Origin of the sequence: Streptomyces lacaronensis, from assembly GCF_047337785.1 — a bacterium.
GTDB classification, from domain to species: Bacteria; Actinomycetota; Actinomycetes; order Streptomycetales; family Streptomycetaceae; genus Streptomyces; species Streptomyces lycopersici.
Genome location: NZ_JBLHDK010000003.1, coordinates 2,828,075 through 2,846,256, shown reverse-complemented (window position 1 = coordinate 2,846,256; position 18,182 = coordinate 2,828,075). Strand labels below are relative to the sequence as shown.

The window sequence follows — 18,182 nt, the reverse complement described above, 5'->3', positions numbered from 1 at the left end:
GATGCGCCAGATGACGACGCCAGTGGTCCAGCTCCGGGCCATCACCCGGGAGTTCTCGGGGTCGGTGGCCGTGGACGCCATCGATCTGACCGTGGAGCGCGGACAGTTCACCGCCCTGCTCGGCCCGAGCGGCTGCGGCAAGACCACGACCCTGCGGATGATCGCGGGGTTCCTCCCGCCCAGCTCCGGCACCATCCTGCTCGACGGCGAGGACGCCACCCGGCTGCCGCCCGAGCGCCGCAACATCGGCATGGTGTTCCAGTCGTACGCCCTCTTCCCGCATCTGACCGTGGAGAAGAACGTCGCGTTCGGGCTGCGGATGCGGGGCGTGCCCGCCGCCGAGATCCGCACCCGGGTGGGCGAGGTGCTGGAGCTGGTCGGCCTCGCCCACCTCGCCCGCCGCAAGCCCAAGGAGCTCTCCGGCGGCCAGCAGCAGCGGGTCGCGCTCGCCCGCGCCGTGGCCATCCGTCCCTCGGTGCTGCTGCTCGACGAGCCGCTGTCCAACCTCGACGCGCGGCTGCGTATCCAGATGCGGCAGGAGCTGCTGCGCGTTCAGCGCGAGACGGGGCTGACCGCCATCCTGGTCACCCACGACCAGGAGGAGGCGCTCGAACTCGCCGACTCCATGGTGATCCTGGACCGCGGCCGGATCGTGCAGCAGGGCCCGCCGCGCGAGGTCTTCCGGGCGCCCGCGACCCGTTTCGTCGCGGAGTTCCTGGGCTATGAGAACTTCCTCGACCTCCCCGGCCAGGGCCCGATCACCATCAGGCCCGAGCATGTGGGCGTCCTCGCCCGCGGCCAGAAGCCACCGACCGGCGGCGAAGTGGTCGAGGCGACCGTGGCCGCGGTCCGCTTCCGCGGTACGGACTTCGCGGTCACCGCCACCGTCGGCGACCGCACCCTCCACGCCGTCAGCGCCGACGACACCCTGCGTGCGGGGGAGTCGGTACGGCTCCACCTGCCCCTTGCGCGGGCCGTCCCCCTGGCCGGCGACGACGGCGACGCCCGGCCGGCCACCTCGAAACAGCAGGAGTGTCCCGCATGACCCGCACCACCAGACTCATCAGCGGCGCGGCGGCCGCGGCCGCCCTCACCCTCTCCCTGTCCGGCTGTGCCGAGACCGCCGACGCCGACCCCAAGAAGCTGACCGTCAGCACCTTCGGCTTCGGGGCGGACCGCTTCGAGAAGACGGTGGTCGAGCCGTTCGAGAAGCGGACCGGGATCGATGTCACCGTGGAGACCGGCGCCAACGCCGACCGGCTGACCAAGCTCCGCGTCAACAAGGCGAACCCCACCGTCGACGTCGTCATGATCACCGACCTGTTCGCCGCCATGGGCCAGAAGCAGGGGCTCTTCGAGAAGATCGACCCCAAGAAGGTCCCCAACCTCTCCAAGGTCTACGACTTCGCCAGGAGCGAGGACGGCTACGGCCCCGCCTACACCTATCAGCTGCTCGGCATGCTCTACCGCACCGACAAGTTCAGCGAGCCGCCCACGCTGCAGGAGCTGTGGAAGTCCGAGCACAAGGGCAAGGTCGCCGTCCCCGACATGTCCACCAGCGCCGGTATGCCCTTCCTCGAGGCCACCTCCGCGACGTACGGCGCGGGCCCCAAGGACACCGACGCCGGATTCAAGAAGCTCTCCGACCTCAAGCCCAATGTGCTCAAGTTCTTCAACCGCAGCACCGAACTGGTGAGCCTGCTGGACCGCGGCGAGGTCGATATGGCTCCCGGTCTCGATCTGTTCGCCGTGGACCCGGCCAAGGCCGGCAAGCCCATCGGCTGGGCGCCGTTCGACAAGGGCCGCTTCGTCGCCGCCAACACCGCCCAGATCGTCAAGGGCGGCAAGAACAAGGCGGGCGCCGAGAAGTTCATCGACTACCTGCTCTCCGCGGACGTCCAGGAGAAGGCCGCCGCCTCCTTCAACGACAAGCCGGTCAACAAGGACGCCAAGGTGCCCGCGTCCCTCACCAAGGTCTCGGGCAAGGCCGCCGGCGACCCGTCCGCCGCCGGGTTCACCTCCCCCGACCTCGGCTACGCGGTCGACCACAATGACGCGTGGGTGGACCGCTTCCAGCGCGAGGTCTCCGGATGAGCCAGGCGGTGGGCCAGGCGGTGAGCCAGGCCCGCCGGCGGGTCATCATCGACTGCGACCCGGGGATCGACGACGCGATCGCGCTGCTGCTGGCCTACGCGTCACCCGAACTCGACGTCGTGGGCGTGACCACCGTCGCGGGCAATGTCGGACTCGACCAGGTCGTCGACAACGCCCTGCGGCTGTGCGACCTGATCGGCGGCGCCGCGGCGGCCACCCCGGTGCTCCGCGGCTACGCCGGTCCGCTGGCGCGCGCGCTGCGTGCGCCTGATGAGCCGGTGCACGGCGCGTACGGCCTGGGTGGCGTGGAAATTCCCGCGCCCACCCGGGCCGCCCACCCGGGCCACGCCGTGGACTGGATGGCCGAGCGGATCCGTGGCGGCGCCCCCGGCGAGATCACCCTCATCGCCACGGCCCCGCTCACCAACGTCGCCGCGCTGCTGCACGCCCACCCGGACACCCGGGAGCGGCTGGCGGAGATCGTCCTCATGGGCGGCGCGGCCTTCGCCCCGGGCAACACCACGCCCGCCGCGGAGTTCAACTTCCACGCCGACCCCGAGGCCGCCCGCTATGTCGCCGAGGCCGGGGTGCCGCTGCGCATCGTCGGACTCGACGTGACCCGTAAGGCCCTGACCCCGCTCGCCGACGCGGAGGCGCTCATCGCCGACGGCACGCCCGTGACCTCGGCGGCCGGGCGGATGCTCAGCCATCTCATCGAGCGCTACGCCCGCCGCCACGGCGTGCGTGCCTGCGCCGTGCACGACGCGCTAGCCGTCGCGGCGGCCGTCCGGCCGGGCCTTCTGCACTGGACGGAAGCGTGGGTGACGGTCGAATGCGCGGGCGAGTTCACCCGGGGCGCCCTGGTCGCCGACGTCCACGGGCGCACCGGGCTGCCGCCCAACGCGAAGGTGGCGACGGACGTCGACGCGGAGGCGTTCCGCGCGTTCCTGATGTCCCGGCTGCGCGGCCGGTACGGCGCGCGGACCGCTCCCGCGCACACCGCCGCCGCGCCGAGTGATCCGGCACCGAGTGATCTGGTGCCGAGTGATCCGGCGTCGGGCGCTGCGGCGTCCGGTGCCGCCGGGCCGAGTGCCGTGGCGTCGAGCTGACACACCCGCCCACCCCCGATCCCCAGAGCAGAGAACGAGCAGGAGACCCCCATGCCGATGCCAAGCCGCTGCGACCTCCTCATCCGTGGGGCCGGAGTCGTCTCGGTGCACACCGGCGAGATCCGGCCGGCGGACGTGGTGGTGACCGGGGACCTCATCCGCGCCGTCGCCGCCCCCGGGGTGCGGATCGACGCCGACCGCGTTCTGGACGCCGAGGGGCTGCTGCTGGCGCCCGGGTACATCGACGCCCATATGCACATCGAGAGCTCGCTGCTCACCCCCGCCGAGTTCGCCCGGATCACGGTGCGGCGCGGTACGACGACGGTGCTCGCCGATCCGCATGAGATCGTCAACGTCGCCGGGCGCGAGGCCATGGCCTGGATGATCGAGCAGGGCCGCGCGCCAGCGCAGACCATGCTGTGGGCCGTGCCCTCCTGCGTACCCGCGCTCGAAGGCTTCGAGACCGCGGGATCCCGGCTGACCGCCGAGGACGTCGCCGAGATGCTCGACTGGGACGGGGTGACCACGCTCGGCGAGGTGATGGACTACCGCGCCGTCGTCTCGGGCTCGGCTCGGATGCGGTCGATCGTCGAGGCCGCCCGGCGCAAGGGCGTCCGGCTCGACGGCCACTGCCCGGGACTCTCCGGGGACGAGCTGGGCGAGTACCTCTGGGCCGGGATCGACTCCGACCACACCAAGAACACCCCCGAGGTCGCCGTGGAGAAGGCCCGGCTCGGGATGTTGCTGATGCTCCAGGAGAAGTGCCTCACCCCCGATCTGGTGGCCCGGCTCCATGAACTCCCCGTCCTGCCCGACTTCTGCCTGGTCACGGACGATCTGGCCGCCGATGCCATCCTCGAGCGCGGACATCTGGACCATATCGCCCGGGTGGCGCTGGACGCCGGGCTGAGCCCGCTGACCGTGCTGCGCGCCCTCACCCTGCACCCGGCACGTCGGCTGGGCCTGGACGACCGGGGCGTGGTGGCGCCCGGGAAGCGGGCCGACCTCGTCCTGCTGCGCGCGCTGGAGGACCCGACACCGGTGACCGTCGTCTGCGGCGGCCGGATCGTCGAGGAGACCGCCGAGGAGGCCGGGGCGACGGCCCCGGTGTCCAACCCCTTCGCCGACTCGGTACGCCTCACCTCGCTGGACGAGAGCGACTGCCGTTGGCGGGTCGATCTCCCCGACGGTGAGCACACCTTCCGGGCACTGCGGGTGAACCCCGTGGACACCTTCACCGAACCGGCCGAGGTCGTGCTGCCCGTACGGGACGGCGTCGTGGAGTGGGAGGGCAGGACGGCCGTGCTCGCGGTGTACGAGCGCCACCAGCGCTCCGGCCGCCGGACCATGGCCCCCGTGGTCGGCTTCGACCTGGCCCGGGGCGCGGTCGCCACCACGTACGCGCACGACAGCCACAACCTCACCGTCGTGGCCACCGACGCCCCCGCGCTGCGCCGTGCGGCCAACTCGGTGATCGGCTCACACGGTGGCATCTGCGTGGCCGTCACCGGAGAGCCGACCGTGCGTCTCCCGCTGCCGGTGGGCGGTGTGATGTCCCCGGCACCGGCCGCCGCGGTCGCCCAGGGGGCGGCCGCCGTACGGGAGGCGCTGCACCGGTGGGGCTGGCGGCACCGCAACGCCTTCATGAGCATCTCGACCATGACGCTGCCCGTGTCACCACAGATCAAGCTCACTGACAAGGGCCTGGTCCGGGTGGTCGACCGGGCGTGGGAGCCGGCCGTCCTCTGACCGCTTTCCGTGGTCCGGCCGCCGACCGTGGTCCGGCCGCCAGCGGCCTGGGACCGTCAGTCGGCCGAGGCCGTCCGCGCGCGGTACGACATCCAGGCCGCCACCACCGCCCCCGAGACGTTGTGCCAGACGGAGAACACCGCGGCCGGGAGCGCGGCCAGCGGGCTGAAGTGGGCGGCGGCCAGGGAGGCGGCGAGCCCGGAGTTCTGCATGCCGACCTCGAAGGCCATGGCCCGGCTGGCGGGCGCGCCCAGCCGGGCCAGCTTGCCGGCCCCGTAGCCCAGCGCCAGGCCGAGCCCGTTGTGGAGCACCACGGCCAGCAGCACCAGCGCCGCCGCCGACTTGATGGCGTCCGCGCTCGCGGCCACCACGATGGCCACGATCACGCCGATGGTGACCGCCGACAGCCAGGGCAGCAGCCCCAGCACCCGCTGGATGAACCGCCCGGCGACCAGCCGTACGACTAGTCCGCCGATCACCGGCAGCAGCACGGTCTTGAGGATGTCGGTGACCATCGACTCCGCGTCCACCGGCAGGAACTCCCCGGCCAGCAGCAGCGTCAGCGGCGGGGTGACCAGCGGCGCGAGCACCGTGGAGACGGTGGCGACGGACACCGACAGCGCCACGTCGCCGCGCGCCAGATACGTCACCACATTGGAGGCCGTTCCGCTCGGCGCACAGCCGACCAGGATGACACCGGCCGCCAACTGCGGCGAGAGACCGAGGGCGTTGGCGATCAGCCACCCCAGCCCCGGCATGATCACATAGTGCGCGACCAGCCCGAGCGCCACCGCCCACGGCCGCTTGGCCACACCGGAGAAGTCCCGCGGGGTCATGGTGAGCCCCATGCAGAACATGACCACGCCGAGCAGATAGGGCACGTTCGGCGCCCAGCCGCTGAAGGTGCCGGGCGTGGCGAGGCCCGCCGCACCGGCGGCGAGGACGAGGAGGGGGAAGACGGTGACGGCCCGCCGGGCCGCCCGGTCGGCGGCGGCGGGCTCCGGTGACGGCGAGGGCGTCTGCCCCGCCGTCGTCGGGGAGTTGTCCGCGGAGCTCTTCGATTCGGATCGCACCGCGTGATGGAACGCTTCCGGAGGCGTCTTCCGCAACACCGTCTCGTTATGTGGTCACTACACCCACTATGTGGAACTCAGTGGCGGCAGCGGCAGCGGAAGCCCCGGCAGACCGTCGATGCTGCTGGCGATGTGCTCCTTCTTGTGGAAGTAGCGGTCCAGCGATTCGTCGTCCTCCCGCCGGAAGCGGGAGGCGTGCAGCGGGCGGTCCTCGCGGTAGTCCATAAACGGGACCGCGTAACCGCAGGTGTCCCGGATCAGCTCGGCCGTCACCACGATGATCGCCCGCAGCCCGTGGTCATCGACGTCGATGTCCGGGAAGTGCTTCAGCAGCGCGGGGAAGCGTGGATCGTCACGGAACACCGGCTCGCCCCGGCCATGGACGCGCACGATGTTCGGCGGGCCGGTGAAGGCGCACCACATCAGGGTGATCCTGCCGTTCTCCCGCAGATGGGCGATGGTCTCCGCGTTGCTGCCCGCGAAGTCCAGATAGGCCACGGTCAGTTCGTCGACCACGGCGAAGGAGCCGGCCAGCCCCTTCGGGGAGAGATTCACCGTGCCGTCACCGGCCAGCGGGGCGGTGGCGGTGAAGAACATCTTCTGCTCTTCGATGAAGGTGCGGAGCCTGCCGTCGATACGTTCGTACACCTTTCCCATGTGGCGCATTATCCCTACGGGTGGGCGCCGGGTCGATGTTTCCATGGGCGTATGGCCACCAAGAAAGCCTCCGCGCGAGCGTCCGCTGCCGAGCCCGCGATCCGGATCCGCCGGGTGTACGACGCCCCTGACCCGGACGACGGCACCCGCGTCCTGGTGGATCGCGTCTGGCCGCGCGGCCTCGCCAAGGCCGACGCCCAGCTGGACGAGTGGGCCAAGGACGCCGCCCCGTCCACCGAGCTGCGCCGCTGGTACGGCCATGACCCGGACCTCTTCCCGGAATTCACCAGCCGCTACCGCGCCGAGCTCACCACCCCCGAGCGCCGCGAGGCCGTCGCCCACCTCCGCGAGCTGACCGCCTCCGGCCCCCTGACCCTCCTCACGGCCGTGAAGGACCTCGACGTCGGCCATGTCCAGGTGCTCGCCGAGGCGATCCGTGACCAGGAATGAGCGTCGCTGAAGGATCGCTTACGCAGAGGGATCGCCTTATGCAGAGGGATCATCTCGTACAGAGGGATCGCCTTATACACATAGCTCCGCCGAATAGCGGGCGAAGCCGCTGGTGTGCCAGGTGGAGCCATCCGCGGTGATGACGAATGCCTCGGCGTCGGGGAGTCGTCCCAGCCAGGGGCGGGCGCGCTCGGCGCCCATGGCGCAGGCCGCGGTGGCCACGGCGTCCGCGTCGGCCAGGCTGGTGGCGATCACGGTGACCGAGGCCAGGCCCCGCGCCGGGGGGCGGCCGGTGTGGGGATCCAGGATGTGGCAGCCCCGCTCGGCCGGGCCCGAGGTGGCCACCGCCAGCTCGCCGCGGGCCTCCACGATCGCCGCCAGCTCGCCCCGGCGCAGCGGATCGGCGATGCCCACCCGCCAGGGGCCGCCGTGCACCTGGACGTCGCCGCCGCCGTTCACACACACCGACCCGGCGCCCGAGGAGACCAGCATCCGGGCGGCGCGCTCCACCGCCCAGCCCTTGACCAGGCCCGTCGGGTCGAGCCGGCCACCGGCGTAGCGGGCGGTGAACCAGCCACCGCTGCGGTGCTCGGCGTCCTCGCACATCCGCAGCACATCCCGGACCTCGGGATCGCAACGCGACAGCGTCAGCTCACCGCGCCCCAGCCGGCTGATCTGGCTGTCCCGGCGGTAGGTGGAGAACAGCTCGTCCACCCGGTGCAGCCCCACCACGGCCCCGTCCAGCGCGGCCTGCACCCGGGGCCGGTCGGCGGGCGCGACCTCGCGGACGTCGAAGGAGAAGACCGTGCCCATGACGTGCTCGACATGGCGCAGCGGCTCGGGTTCGTCCATTCCGTACATCACTTGGTACCCGCCTTGTCGAGCGCACTCTGCAAGGACTTGGCGTAGCCCTCGCTGGTGTAGGTGGCCCCGGAGACCGTGTCCACCTTCGCCGCGGACACCGCCTGCTGGTTGAGCTTCGGGATGGAGTCCTTGGCGATCTGGTCGCTGCGCGGCCCGGAGTCCGGCGTCTTGACCGCCTGCGCGCCGGTGATCTTCCCGCCGTTGACGGTGAGGCTCACCTGGACCGGGCCGTACTGCGTCTGCACGGCGTCGCCGGTGACCGTACGGGCGCCGCCCGCACCCGCACCCGCCCCGGCGCCTCCCCCGCCCGGCTGTGCCGTGGCCGCGACCGGGGGCGCCTGCCCCGGCTGGTTCTCGGCGACGGCCTGGCCGCCCCCCGAACCTGGCTGCTTCAGCGCGAGCAGCAGCACCACACCGGAGACGGTGGCGGCCGTTCCCACGACGATGCGGCGCAGCGGATGCTTCCTCTTCATGGCTTCACCTCGGTCACAGCTCGAAGGATTCGTGGTGGATCCGGCGATCCGGAACCCCCGCCTCACGCAGCGCCCCGTACGCGTGCTCGGCCAGGCCCGGTGGGCCGCACAGATAGACGTCGTGGTCCTCGATGTCGGGGAGGAGATGGCCCAGCCGCTCCGCGGTGATCTCCGGCCGGGCGCCGTCCGGGCCGTTCACCGCGTACAGCAGCCGGGCCCCGCGCTCGGTCGCGATCTGCTTCAGCTCGTTCCACAGCGCCAGGTCCTCGACGCTGCGGGCCCGGTAGAGCAGGGTGAGATCGCTGCCCTTGCCGGGCAGCGTCTCGAACAGCGCCCGGATCGGGGTGATCCCGGCACCGCCCGCGATCATCAGCACCTTGCCGCGGCTGCGCCGCGCCGCGGTCATCGCCCCGTACGGACCCTCCGCCCACACCCGCGTCCCCGGCTCCAGCGAGGCCAGCCCCGTGCTGTGGCCGCCCACCGCCTTCACCGTGATCCGCAGCAGCTCCGGCCGGGGCGGCGCGGAGAGCGAGTACGGATGGGAGCCCCAGCGCATCCCCGGGGCCAGGAACCGCCATCGGAAGAACTGCCCGGCCTGCGCCCCGATCCGGTGCAGCTTGCGCCCCTTGATCAGCACCGACACCACTCCGGGCGCCTCCGGTACGACGGCCTCCACCCGCATCCGGTGCCGCAGGTTCAGCCGCAGCGGGACCAGCAGCCGGTACCAGACCACCAGCGCGGTGACCGTGCCGTACAGCGCGTACCAGGCGGTCTCCGCGGTCTTGTTCCCGACGAACTCCGCACCGGTCGCGAGCTGGTGCCAGAACGTCAGGAAGACCGCCAGATAGGTGAGCAGATGCAGGTAGTACCACACCTCGTACGGCATCCGGCGGCGCACCATCCCCGCCGAGATCAGCCCGATCACCACCAGCATCGCGGTGCCGACCGCCGCCTTGATCATGTCCGGGTAGTCCATGACCACGGTGACGGACTGGTCGACGAGGCCGGTGCCCGCCTGCTCCGCGTAGCCCGCGATGATCAGCCCGACATGCGCCACGATCAGACACAGCGCGTACCGCCCGCTCAACGCGTGCCACCGCGCGACCCGGTCCGACCCCACCCGCCGCTCCAGCGCCGGAACGCGCGCCATCTGGAGGACGACGAGGGCGAGGACATAGCCGCCGAGCAGCCCGCTGAGCCGCCCGGCGTGGGTCAGCCACTGCGCGGTGCCGTCGACGTTCGGAGTGTTCTGCCACCACAGCGACAGCACCGCCGCCGCACCTGCCAGGCTGAGCAGGATCAACGGCACGGCATGCGAACGGCGAGGCTGGATGCGGCGCATGGCCTGCCGCCGCCCGGCCCGGCTGTTCAGTAGCGTCGTCACGGCCTGTCCCCTTCCCTTGGGCTCCGGCGCAAGGGAATACGGCCCCGAGCACGGGATGACTCAAAGGCCGCCGGGATTCACAGGTTTCGGCCGTGGCTCACAGGTCCGGCTCAGGATTCACCGGCTTCGGGCGTCACCGGCGGTGGCGCACGGGCAGCAGCAGATCGCTCACCACCGGCAGGTGGTCCGACGCCTCCGGGTCCGCCGTGAACACCTGGGCGGTGAGCGGGCGCAGGTCGTGGGAGGGGAGGAGGAAGTCGATCCGGGCGTGCGGGTTGACGGAGTCGTAGGTGAAGCCGTCGCCGGTGCCGGCCTGGGGCCACACATCGCCCAGCGCGTCGGTCAGGGTCCGGATCTCCGGAGTCTCGGACGTGGCGTTCAGATCGCCGACCAGGACGGTGCGCCCGGGGGAGGAGCCGAGGAGCTCGACGATCCGGGCGGACTGCCGCTCGCGCTCCCGGTTGTCGTCGTGCTGGAGATGCGTCACCGCGAACTCGACGCAGCCGCCGCGCACATCCAGCGTGGCCCGGAGCAGACCGCGCTGCTCATGGCCGGGGACGAGCGGCAGATGGGTGTTGGTCCAGGCCCTGATCGGCCGCCGCGAGAGTACCGCGGTGCCGTACTGACGGCGCGGTCGGCCGGGCTCTTCCGGGTCCAAGTCGAGGTTGGCACCGAAGGCGTGGTGCATCCCCAGTCGCTCGCCCAGCCAGGCGGGCTGGTCGACGAAGCCGCTGCGCTTCCAGAACCGGTCGACCTCCTGCAGGCCGACGACGTCCACCCGCATGGCCTGGATCACCCGGGCGACGCGGTCCAGGTCCAGGACGTCGGCGGGGCTCGCGCCGTGGTGGATGTTGAACGTGGCCACACGCAGCGGCCCCGGGCCGGTGGCGGCGACCGCCACCCCGGACGTCGCGGCGGCGGTGGCGCCGAGGCCGGCCGCCGCGGCGAGGAACCGGCGGCGGCTGGGGGCGGGGTTCAGGTGGTTCATGGCGGTCAGCGTGCGTTCCGGTTCCGAACGCCTTCCCACGGCGCCATGAACGGCCCTGGGCGGGTGGGAGTCGTCTCGGCCGGAACGGTTCGCCGTCCGCGCCCGCACGGATATCACCGATGGTGGAACTTGATCGGGTAGGACACCGTTGAGCGCGGTTCGGGCTGCTTCTTGGTGCCCTTCCCGCCGTCCTTCTTCCCGTCGTCCTTCTCGAAGTGGACGGGATACCGGGCCGTCTGACGCGGATTCGGCGATTTGTCGTCACGGGCGTTGCCGTCACCGTGGTTGTTGATCCACAGGACCCCGACCACGAATACGCCGAGCACCATCATCTGCTTCTTCTGCACCGGCCCCGACTCCCCCTCGGTCCGCAGCTGCGCTCCCCGCCCCGCCATGGTCTCAGCCCGGCGGCCGAATGGGCAGGTGCTGCCGCGTGGTGAAAGCGCCTCCGCTGACGTGAATGGTCCGGCCGGTGATGAGCCGTGCGCCGGGCGGGGCGAGGAAGAAGGCGGTCCGGGCGATGTCCCAGGCCGTGCCCGCACGCTTGTTGCGGGTCTCCGCCACGAGCGCGCCGCGGCGTTCGTCGGTCACGCGGCCAGGGCGGCCTTCGCCGCGCCGTAGGAGCCGCCCCGGCGCTCGGCGCCGATCGAGCCGATGCTGATGACGGAGCTGCCGCCGGCCAGCTTCTCCTGGACCGAGGCGGTGGTCAGCACCGCGGTGAGCAGGTTCTGGGACAGGCTGCTGTGCCGCTGGGCGAGCGACGGGGACCGCACGGGGTACGGCGGGCCGTTCTGCGGCCGGGCCTGACGCCCCCGCCCGGCCGATGAGTTCCACCGGGTCTCGGAAGACCCGCGGGGCCGGCTCAGTCCTTGCGCTTGAACTCGCTCGTGGGGATGTCGACCGTGCCGCCATCCCTCAGGTGAAGCGTGACGGTCTCGCCGTAGGCGTATTCGTCTCGCGATGCGTAGTCGTCGTCCTTCGGGCGGGTCAGTAGGGTGCACCGGCCGGCGAAGGGGTCGATGATCAGATAGATCGGAACGCCGAAATGTGCGTACTGTCGCACTTTGACCGCATAGTCGTTGCTGTCATTCTTTGTGGAGACGATCTCTACGGCGGCCAGCATGTCCTCATATGAGTAAGGATCGGTCGCGCCTTCTTCGAGGATCGTCACATCCGGTACCCGGGGGGGCTCTCCCGGGAACTGGATCAGTACGTCGGACAGCAGACGGGACTTGTCGATTCCAGCGGCCATCGCGGCCATCTGGACGTCGAGAATGGTCCAGCTCTGGATGCTGCTCTGCGGCGTCATGACGATATGGCCCCCCACGACCTCGATCTTGAAGCCCTCGAACTGTGCCGCGGCGCGCTCAGCCGCCTGCCAGAGGATGTCGTCTTGCACGCTCATGCTGGCTACCTCCCCTTTCGGGCACCTGATAGCGGCATCGTAGCGCCGCCCGCCGACAGTCCGCCGCATCCCGCATTGACGAAACATACGGTCCAATGCATACTCATGCAGAGAAGCGTATGGATCGTAAGGAGGCACCCGTGACCGAGCGCGTCGTACTCGCCTACTCGGGCGGCCTGGACACCTCCGTCGCCATCGGCTGGATCGCCGAGGAGACGGATGCCGAGGTCATCGCCGTCGCCGTGGACGTCGGCCAGGGCGGTGAGGACCTGGACGTCATCCGCAAGCGCGCGCTCGCCTGCGGGGCGGTCGAGGCGGAGGTCGCGGACGCCAAGGACGAGTTCGCCGAGGAGTACTGCCTTCCGGCGATCAAGGCCAACGCGCTGTACATGGACCGCTACCCGCTGGTCTCCGCGCTGTCCCGGCCCACCATCGTGAAGCACCTGGTGGCCGCCGCCCGCAAGCACGGCGCCGGGACCGTCGCCCACGGCTGCACCGGCAAGGGGAACGACCAGGTGCGGTTCGAGGCCGGTATCTCCTCCCTCGCCCCCGATCTGAACTGCGTCGCGCCGGTCCGGGACTACGCGATGACGCGGGACAAGGCGATCGCCTTCTGCGAGGCCAAGGGCCTGCCGATCGCGACCACCAAGAAGTCCCCGTACTCGATCGACCAGAACGTCTTCGGGCGGGCCGTGGAGACCGGCTTCCTGGAGGACATCTGGAACGCGCCGATCGAGGACGTCTACGAGTACACCTCCGACCCGGCCACCCCGCGCGAGGCCGACGAGGTGATCATCACCTTCGACAAGGGCGTCCCCGTCGCGATCGACGGCGAGCGCGTCACCGTGCTCCAGGCCGTCCAGCGGCTGAACGAGCGGGCGGGCGCCCAGGGCGTCGGCCGGATCGACATGGTCGAGGACCGGCTGGTGGGCATCAAGTCGCGGGAGGTCTACGAGGCGCCCGGCGCCATCGCGCTGATCACCGCCCACCAGGAGCTGGAGGCCGTCACCGTCGAGCGCGAGCTGGCCCGCTACAAGCGGCAGGTCGAGCAGCGCTGGGGCGAGCTGGTCTACGACGGTCTGTGGTTCTCGCCGCTCAAGCGGGCCCTGGACGGATTCATCGCCGAGGCGAACGAGCATGTGTCCGGAGAGATCCGGATGACCCTGCACGGTGGCCGGGCCGTCGTCACCGGACGGAAGTCGCATACCTCGCTGTACGACTTCCACCTGGCGACCTACGACACCGGCGACACGTTCGACCAGTCGCTGTCCAAGGGCTTCATCGAGATCTTCGGGATGTCCAGCAAGATCGCCGCGAAGCGGGATCTGCGGCAGTAGCCTGCGTACCAGCGTCAAGCCCGCGTACTCGACGTACGCGACGTATCACGAGCCGCCTCCCCGCCCCGCGGCGGGGAGGCGGTCGCACACCCACAGCCGACAGGAGCAACAGCGTGAGCAACGGCAACAGCGGCGACGTCCGGCTCTGGGGCGGCCGCTTCGCCAACGGCCCGTCCGAGGCACTGGAGAAGCTCAGCGCCTCCGTGCACTTCGACTGGCGCCTGGCGCCGTACGACATCGCCGGATCCCGCGCCCACGCCCGGGTGCTGCACACGGCGGGACTGCTTGACCCCGATGAGCTGGAGCGGATGCTGGCGGGCCTGGACCGGCTGGAGGCCGATGTCGCCTCCGGCGACTTCACCGGCACCATCGCCGACGAGGACGTCCACACCGCCCTGGAGCGCGGTCTGCTGGAGCGGTTGGGCCCGGACCTCGGCGGCAAGCTGCGGGCCGGGCGGTCCCGCAACGACCAGATCGCCACCCTCTTCCGGATGTATCTGCGCGACCACGCCCGGATCGTCGGCGGGCTGATCGCCGACCTCCAGCAGGCCCTGGTGGGGCTCGCGGAGGCGCACCCGGACGTCGCGATGCCCGGCCGTACCCACCTCCAGCACGCCCAGCCGGTGCTCTTCGCCCACCATGTCCTCGCCCATGTCCAGGCGCTGTCGCGGGACGCGGAGCGGCTGCGGCAGTGGGACGAGCGCACCGCCGTCTCGCCGTACGGCTCGGGCGCGCTGGCCGGGTCCTCGCTGGGGCTTGACCCGCAGGCGGTCGCCGCCGACCTCGGCTTCGAGCGGGGTTCGTCCGCCAACTCGCTCGACGGCACGGCCTCCCGTGACTTCGTCGCCGAGTTCGCGTTCATCACCGCGATGATCGGCGTCGATCTGTCGCGGATCGCGGAGGAGATCATCCTCTGGAACACGAAGGAGTTCTCCTTCGTGACCCTGCACGACGCCTTCTCCACCGGTTCCTCGATCATGCCGCAGAAGAAGAACCCGGACATCGCGGAGCTCGCGCGCGGCAAGTCCGGCCGGCTGATCGGCAACCTCACCGGGCTGCTGGCCACGCTCAAGGCCCTGCCCCTCGCGTACAACCGCGACCTCCAGGAGGACAAGGAGCCGGTCTTCGACTCCTGCGACCAGTTGGAGGTGCTGCTCCCGGCCTTCACCGGGATGATGGCCACGCTGACCGTGAACCGCGAGCGCATGGAGGAGCTGGCCCCGGCCGGGTTCTCGCTCGCCACCGACATCGCCGAATGGCTGGTGCGACAGGGCGTGCCGTTCCGGGTGGCGCACGAGGTCGCGGGGGAATGCGTCAAGGAGTGCGAGCGGACGGGCATCGAGCTCGACCAGCTCACCGACGAGCAGTTCGCCAAGATCTCGCCGCATCTGACGCCGGAGGTCCGCGGCGTCCTCAATGTGCAGGGCGCGCTGGCCGCGCGCGGCGGCCGCGGCGGCACCGCACCCGTGGCGGTGCGGGCCCAGCTCGCGGAGGTCAAGGAGGATCTGGCCGCTCAGTACGCGTGGGCGGGCGCCAAGCGCTGACAGCGACAGACCGAAAGGGAGAGGTGGGGACACGGAGTATGGGCGTCGAACGTCTCGTGGAGATCGCGGCCCCCGGGGCGGGGGCGGCCCGGATGGGGCTCGGGCTGGCCGCGGTCGGCCGCCCCGCCTACATCAACCTCGGCCGGGACCGTGACCTCCCGGCCGAGCGCCCGGTCGAGGTGATGCGGCGGCGCAGCCATGAGCTGCTGGACGCCGCGTATGCCGCCGGGGTGCGCTATCTGGACGCGGCGCGCTCCTACGGCCGGGCCGAGGAGTTCCTCGCCGACTGGCTGCGGGACCGCCCGGACGCCGCCCGGGACGTGGTCGTCGGCTCCAAGTGGGGCTATACGTATGTCGCCGAGTGGCGTACGGACGCCGAGACCCACGAGGTCAAGGACCATGGCGTCGAGACCTTCGACCGGCAGCGCGAGCTGACCGACGCGCTGCTCGGCGACCGGCTGGACCTGTATCAGATCCACTCGGTGACCCCCGACAGCCCCGCCCTCACCGACCCCGAGCTGCACGCGCGGCTGGCCGGGCTCGCCGCGGAGGGCGTGACGGTCGGCGTCTCCACCAGCGGTCCGCGCCAGGCCGAGGCGATCCGCGCCGCGCTGGCCGTGGAGGTCGACGGCCGTCCGCTCTTCCGTACCGTCCAGTCCACCTACAACCTGCTGGAGCCCTCGGCCGGTGCGGCGCTGGCCGAGGCGCATGAGGCGGGCCGGGCGGTCATCGTGAAGGAAGCCGTGGCCAACGGCCGGCTCACCGAGGCGGCCGAGCGGCTTCCGGAACCCCTGTGCCGGGTGGCCGAGGAGACGGGCGCCACTCCGGACGCCGTCGCGCTGGCCGCGGTGCTGCACCGGCCCTGGGTGACGGTCGTCCTCTCCGGCGCCGCCACGGAGCACCAGCTGCGCTCCAACCTGGCCGCCGCCGACCTCGGCCTGGACGAGTCCGGACTGGCCCGGCTGGAGCGACTGGCCGAGCCCCCGCAGACCTACTGGCAGCACCGCTCGGAGCTGCCCTGGGCCTGACCGCTCGCCTTCAGGCCCGGCCGGCGATTGAGGCCACGCCTGGAGGGGCGTGCGGGGGACGGGGGAGACGCGGCTAGAGCAGGCTCAGGAACGAACGGACCGCGCGGGCGTACGGCCGGGGCGCGTCGTCATGGATCCAGTGACCGCACCCGGCGAATTCGCGGAGCTTGGTGCCGGGGCGGCGGGTGGCCATCTCGTGCGCGTGGCCCGGCGGCAGCAGCGAGCTGTGCTCGCCGCGCATCAGCAGCGCGGGGCAGGAGGAGCCCAGCCAGTCGTCCCAGAAGTCACCGCACATGGCCTGTTGGGACGCCATCATATGGCTGGGCTCGAACAGCAGCCGCCAGCCGCCCGATTGCGGGTCCGGCTCGGCGCTGTCCAGGAAGTACGAGGCGTCCGGGATGCCCCGGGACTCGATGGCGGCGCGCAGCTTCTCCCGGTCCACGGCCCAGGTCGGCCACCCGGAGACATCGAGCACCGGATGGCTGACCACCGGACGGTCCGTCACCGCGCCGATGTCCTCGACGACGAGCGCGCTCACCAGCTCCGGATGGCGGGCGGCCAGCGCGTACGCGCCGACCGCGCCGGTGGAGTGGGCGACGACCGGGACCGGGCCAAGCCGCAGCTCCCGCAGCAGTGCGGCGGCGTCGGCCACGTACTCGTCCAGCGTGAAGGGGCCACCGCCGCCGGTCAGCCCGTGCCCCCGCTGATCGAGGGCGATCACCCGCCGTTCGGGGGCGAGGGCGGCGGCCAGCGGCGCGTACATCCGGCCCCGGCCGAAGTGGCCGTGCAGGGCCAGGACCGGGTCGCCCGGTCCGCCGAAATCGGTCACGGCGAACCGCCGACCGCGCAGCATCACGAAGTCGGGGGAGGGCACGGTCATCGTGGTCACCCGCGGCACCATAGTGGCCGTGCCCGGTGGTGACCAGCGGGTAGCGGAATCAGGCCTTCCGCAAATCTGCCGGCCCGCGACACCGGCCGGAGCGTCGGCTCGCCGGCCCGCGAGGCGGCGTTTTGGGCCAAACCCGACCGGGGCGCACAAGTACGGCGGTCCGGAAAACCCGGACCGCCGCGGTTCGCCCGAAACATCAGGCGTCAGCCGTCATGCGGCCGACTTCGCCTTCGTGGCGTAGATGTCCACGTACTCCTGCCCCGACAGCCGCATGACCTCGCTCATCACCTCGTCGGTCACGGCCCGCAGCACATAGCGGTCGCGGTCCATGCCCTCGTAGCGGGTGAACTCCAGCGGCTCGCCGAAGCGGACCTCGACCTTGCCCGGCCGCGGCAGCCCCTTGCCGCCCGGCTGGATCCGGTCGGTTCCGATCATCGCGAACGGCACCACGGGCGCACCGGTCATCAGCGCTAGGCGGGCGATACCGGTGCGGCCGCGGTAGAGGCGGCCGTCGGGGGAGCGGGTGCCCTCGGGGTAGATGCCGAAGACCCTGCCCTCCTCCAGCACCCGGCGCCCCGTCATCAGAGCCGCGACGCCGCCGCGCCCGCCGTCCCGGTCCACCGGGATCATGCCGACGCCGGTGAAGAACCAGGCCATCAGCCGGCCCTTGAGGCCCTTGCCCGTGACGTACTCGTCCTTGCCGATGAAGAAGACCTGACGGTCACAGACCAGCGGCAGGATCATCGAGTCGATGAAGGTGAGATGGTTCCCGGCGAGGATCACCGGGCCCGAGCCCGGAATGCCCTCGGCCCCCTCGACCCGTGGGCGGAACATCAGGCGCATCAGCGGACCGAGTACTGCCTTCAGAAACGCGAATCGGGACACGGGCCCTCCGGTCGGGGTCAAGGTCTGGGACGCAACCGTGTACGGTCCGTCAACCTCGTACCGCACCCGAGCGCCGATGAGGACGATACTCGCCGGTCGCGCTCCGGCGCACACCAGGTTCACCCACCTGGTACCCGGTGTTGCCCCGCGTTCCCCACGCGTTTCGCCCGATGTCTCCCGCAGGAAAGCCGCCCACGCCTACCATCAGGCCGTTCTCTGACGGGATTTGACAGGTGTTGAACACCACATCAAG

20 protein-coding genes are annotated in these 18,182 nt (G+C 71.4%); 8 read left to right on the top strand and 12 right to left on the bottom strand.

All coding sequences use genetic code 11. From position 1 onward, the window contains the following. The first annotated feature begins 10 nt into the window (after positions 1-10). From ACMTAK_RS11985 to ACMTAK_RS11970, 4 genes are read left to right on the top strand one after another with little or no spacing between them, the layout of a single operon-like run. On the top strand, positions 11-1,045 hold the full coding sequence (locus ACMTAK_RS11985) for an ABC transporter ATP-binding protein (RefSeq protein ID WP_413806194.1): 1,035 nt from the start codon (positions 11-13) through the stop codon (positions 1,043-1,045). Beyond that, the gene (locus ACMTAK_RS11980) at positions 1,042-2,094 is read left to right on the top strand and encodes an ABC transporter substrate-binding protein (RefSeq protein WP_413806193.1); all 1,053 of its coding nucleotides are present in this window, start codon (positions 1,042-1,044) and stop codon (positions 2,092-2,094) included. The genes ACMTAK_RS11985 and ACMTAK_RS11980 overlap by 4 nt, the downstream gene beginning before the upstream one ends. After that, positions 2,091-3,203 carry a nucleoside hydrolase gene (locus ACMTAK_RS11975; RefSeq protein WP_413806192.1) on the top strand — a complete coding sequence of 371 codons (1,113 nt, stop codon included), beginning with the start codon at positions 2,091-2,093 and terminating at the stop codon, positions 3,201-3,203. Before ACMTAK_RS11980 ends, ACMTAK_RS11975 begins: the two co-directional genes overlap by 4 nt. Positions 3,204-3,254: 51 nt before the next feature. After that, positions 3,255-4,952 carry an adenine deaminase C-terminal domain-containing protein gene (locus ACMTAK_RS11970; protein WP_413806191.1) on the top strand — a complete coding sequence of 566 codons (1,698 nt, stop codon included), beginning with the start codon at positions 3,255-3,257 and terminating at the stop codon, positions 4,950-4,952. 56 nt (positions 4,953-5,008) lie between these two features. On the opposite strand, the gene ACMTAK_RS11965 is transcribed toward ACMTAK_RS11970, so the two are convergent. Beyond that, complete coding sequence (locus ACMTAK_RS11965; protein WP_413806190.1) at positions 5,009-6,025, bottom strand: bile acid:sodium symporter family protein; 1,017 nt, start codon at positions 6,023-6,025, stop codon at positions 5,009-5,011. Positions 6,026-6,091: 66 nt separating this feature from the next. Next, positions 6,092-6,682: a pyridoxamine 5'-phosphate oxidase family protein gene (locus ACMTAK_RS11960; RefSeq protein WP_413806189.1), complete on the bottom strand. Its 591-nt coding sequence runs from the start codon at positions 6,680-6,682 to the stop codon at positions 6,092-6,094. A 51-nt stretch (positions 6,683-6,733) separates the two neighbouring features. Here ACMTAK_RS11960 and ACMTAK_RS11955 point away from each other — a divergent pair, with 51 nt between their 5' ends. Then, positions 6,734-7,132, top strand: a complete 399-nt coding sequence (locus ACMTAK_RS11955) for a DUF488 domain-containing protein (RefSeq protein WP_413806188.1) — start codon at positions 6,734-6,736, stop codon at positions 7,130-7,132. A gap of 72 nt (positions 7,133-7,204) precedes the next feature. Here ACMTAK_RS11955 and ACMTAK_RS11950 read toward each other — a convergent pair whose 3' ends face one another. The 8 genes from ACMTAK_RS11950 to ACMTAK_RS11915 all read right to left on the bottom strand — a co-directional run bounded on the left by ACMTAK_RS11950 (position 7,205) and on the right by ACMTAK_RS11915 (position 12,246). After that, a complete protein-coding gene (locus tag ACMTAK_RS11950; RefSeq protein WP_413806187.1) occupies positions 7,205-7,984 on the bottom strand; it encodes an FAD:protein FMN transferase in 780 nt (259 codons plus the stop codon). Between the two features lie 8 nt (positions 7,985-7,992). After that, positions 7,993-8,469, bottom strand: coding sequence for an FMN-binding protein (locus ACMTAK_RS11945; protein WP_413806186.1), 477 nt, complete (start codon positions 8,467-8,469; stop codon positions 7,993-7,995). Positions 8,470-8,482: 13 nt separating this feature from the next. Continuing rightward, entirely contained in the window at positions 8,483-9,811 is a 1,329-nt protein-coding gene (locus ACMTAK_RS11940) for a ferredoxin reductase family protein (RefSeq protein ID WP_413812864.1), read from the bottom strand. A 175-nt stretch (positions 9,812-9,986) separates the two neighbouring features. Continuing rightward, positions 9,987-10,841, bottom strand: coding sequence for an endonuclease/exonuclease/phosphatase family protein (locus ACMTAK_RS11935; RefSeq protein ID WP_413806185.1), 855 nt, complete (start codon positions 10,839-10,841; stop codon positions 9,987-9,989). 113 nt (positions 10,842-10,954) lie between these two features. After that, the gene (locus tag ACMTAK_RS11930; RefSeq protein ID WP_413806184.1) at positions 10,955-11,188 is read right to left on the bottom strand and encodes a hypothetical protein; all 234 of its coding nucleotides are present in this window, start codon (positions 11,186-11,188) and stop codon (positions 10,955-10,957) included. A gap of 52 nt (positions 11,189-11,240) precedes the next feature. After that, positions 11,241-11,432: an SDR family oxidoreductase gene (locus ACMTAK_RS11925; RefSeq protein ID WP_413806183.1), complete on the bottom strand. Its 192-nt coding sequence runs from the start codon at positions 11,430-11,432 to the stop codon at positions 11,241-11,243. Beyond that, entirely contained in the window at positions 11,429-11,614 is a 186-nt protein-coding gene (locus ACMTAK_RS11920) for a hypothetical protein (RefSeq protein ID WP_413806182.1), read from the bottom strand. The genes ACMTAK_RS11925 and ACMTAK_RS11920 overlap by 4 nt, the downstream gene beginning before the upstream one ends. Positions 11,615-11,703: 89 nt before the next feature. Then, on the bottom strand, positions 11,704-12,246 hold the full coding sequence (locus ACMTAK_RS11915) for a Uma2 family endonuclease (RefSeq protein ID WP_413806181.1): 543 nt from the start codon (positions 12,244-12,246) through the stop codon (positions 11,704-11,706). Positions 12,247-12,386: 140 nt separating this feature from the next. Between ACMTAK_RS11915 and ACMTAK_RS11910 the strand changes: the two genes are divergently transcribed. From ACMTAK_RS11910 to ACMTAK_RS11900, 3 genes are all read left to right on the top strand, one after another. Further along, on the top strand, positions 12,387-13,583 hold the full coding sequence (locus ACMTAK_RS11910) for an argininosuccinate synthase (protein ID WP_413806180.1): 1,197 nt from the start codon (positions 12,387-12,389) through the stop codon (positions 13,581-13,583). Positions 13,584-13,696: 113 nt separating this feature from the next. Next, positions 13,697-15,127 carry an argininosuccinate lyase gene (gene argH / locus ACMTAK_RS11905; RefSeq protein WP_413806179.1) on the top strand — a complete coding sequence of 477 codons (1,431 nt, stop codon included), beginning with the start codon at positions 13,697-13,699 and terminating at the stop codon, positions 15,125-15,127. A 38-nt stretch (positions 15,128-15,165) separates the two neighbouring features. Then, positions 15,166-16,155, top strand: a complete 990-nt coding sequence (locus ACMTAK_RS11900; protein ID WP_413806178.1) for an aldo/keto reductase — start codon at positions 15,166-15,168, stop codon at positions 16,153-16,155. Positions 16,156-16,228: 73 nt separating this feature from the next. On the opposite strand, the gene ACMTAK_RS11895 is transcribed toward ACMTAK_RS11900, so the two are convergent. Then, entirely contained in the window at positions 16,229-17,035 is an 807-nt protein-coding gene (locus tag ACMTAK_RS11895; protein WP_413812863.1) for an alpha/beta fold hydrolase, read from the bottom strand. 219 nt (positions 17,036-17,254) lie between these two features. After that, entirely contained in the window at positions 17,255-17,887 is a 633-nt protein-coding gene (locus ACMTAK_RS11890) for a lysophospholipid acyltransferase family protein (RefSeq protein WP_166484177.1), read from the bottom strand. Positions 17,888-18,182 lie beyond the last annotated feature (295 nt).

What these genes read in the sequence shown, in the direction of transcription:
- ACMTAK_RS11970 (WP_413806191.1), top strand. Translation starts at nt 3,255, where the DNA reads ATGCCGATGCCAAGCCGCTGCGACCTCCTCATCCGTGGGGCCGGAGTC.
- ACMTAK_RS11890 (WP_166484177.1), bottom strand. Translation starts at nt 17,887, where the DNA reads ATGCGCCTGATGTTCCGCCCACGGGTCGAGGGGGCCGAGGGCATTCCG.
- ACMTAK_RS11975 (WP_413806192.1), top strand. Translation starts at nt 2,091, where the DNA reads ATGAGCCAGGCGGTGGGCCAGGCGGTGAGCCAGGCCCGCCGGCGGGTC.
- ACMTAK_RS11940 (WP_413812864.1), bottom strand. Translation starts at nt 9,811, where the DNA reads ATGCGCCGCATCCAGCCTCGCCGTTCGCATGCCGTGCCGTTGATCCTG.
- ACMTAK_RS11985 (WP_413806194.1), top strand. Translation starts at nt 11, where the DNA reads ATGACGACGCCAGTGGTCCAGCTCCGGGCCATCACCCGGGAGTTCTCG.
- ACMTAK_RS11915 (WP_413806181.1), bottom strand. Translation starts at nt 12,246, where the DNA reads ATGAGCGTGCAAGACGACATCCTCTGGCAGGCGGCTGAGCGCGCCGCG.
- ACMTAK_RS11935 (WP_413806185.1), bottom strand. Translation starts at nt 10,841, where the DNA reads ATGAACCACCTGAACCCCGCCCCCAGCCGCCGCCGGTTCCTCGCCGCG.
- ACMTAK_RS11980 (WP_413806193.1), top strand. Translation starts at nt 1,042, where the DNA reads ATGACCCGCACCACCAGACTCATCAGCGGCGCGGCGGCCGCGGCCGCC.
- ACMTAK_RS11945 (WP_413806186.1), bottom strand. Translation starts at nt 8,469, where the DNA reads ATGAAGAGGAAGCATCCGCTGCGCCGCATCGTCGTGGGAACGGCCGCC.
- ACMTAK_RS11955 (WP_413806188.1), top strand. Translation starts at nt 6,734, where the DNA reads ATGGCCACCAAGAAAGCCTCCGCGCGAGCGTCCGCTGCCGAGCCCGCG.
- ACMTAK_RS11900 (WP_413806178.1), top strand. Translation starts at nt 15,166, where the DNA reads ATGGGCGTCGAACGTCTCGTGGAGATCGCGGCCCCCGGGGCGGGGGCG.
- ACMTAK_RS11960 (WP_413806189.1), bottom strand. Translation starts at nt 6,682, where the DNA reads ATGGGAAAGGTGTACGAACGTATCGACGGCAGGCTCCGCACCTTCATC.
- ACMTAK_RS11950 (WP_413806187.1), bottom strand. Translation starts at nt 7,984, where the DNA reads ATGGACGAACCCGAGCCGCTGCGCCATGTCGAGCACGTCATGGGCACG.
- ACMTAK_RS11895 (WP_413812863.1), bottom strand. Translation starts at nt 17,035, where the DNA reads ATGACCGTGCCCTCCCCCGACTTCGTGATGCTGCGCGGTCGGCGGTTC.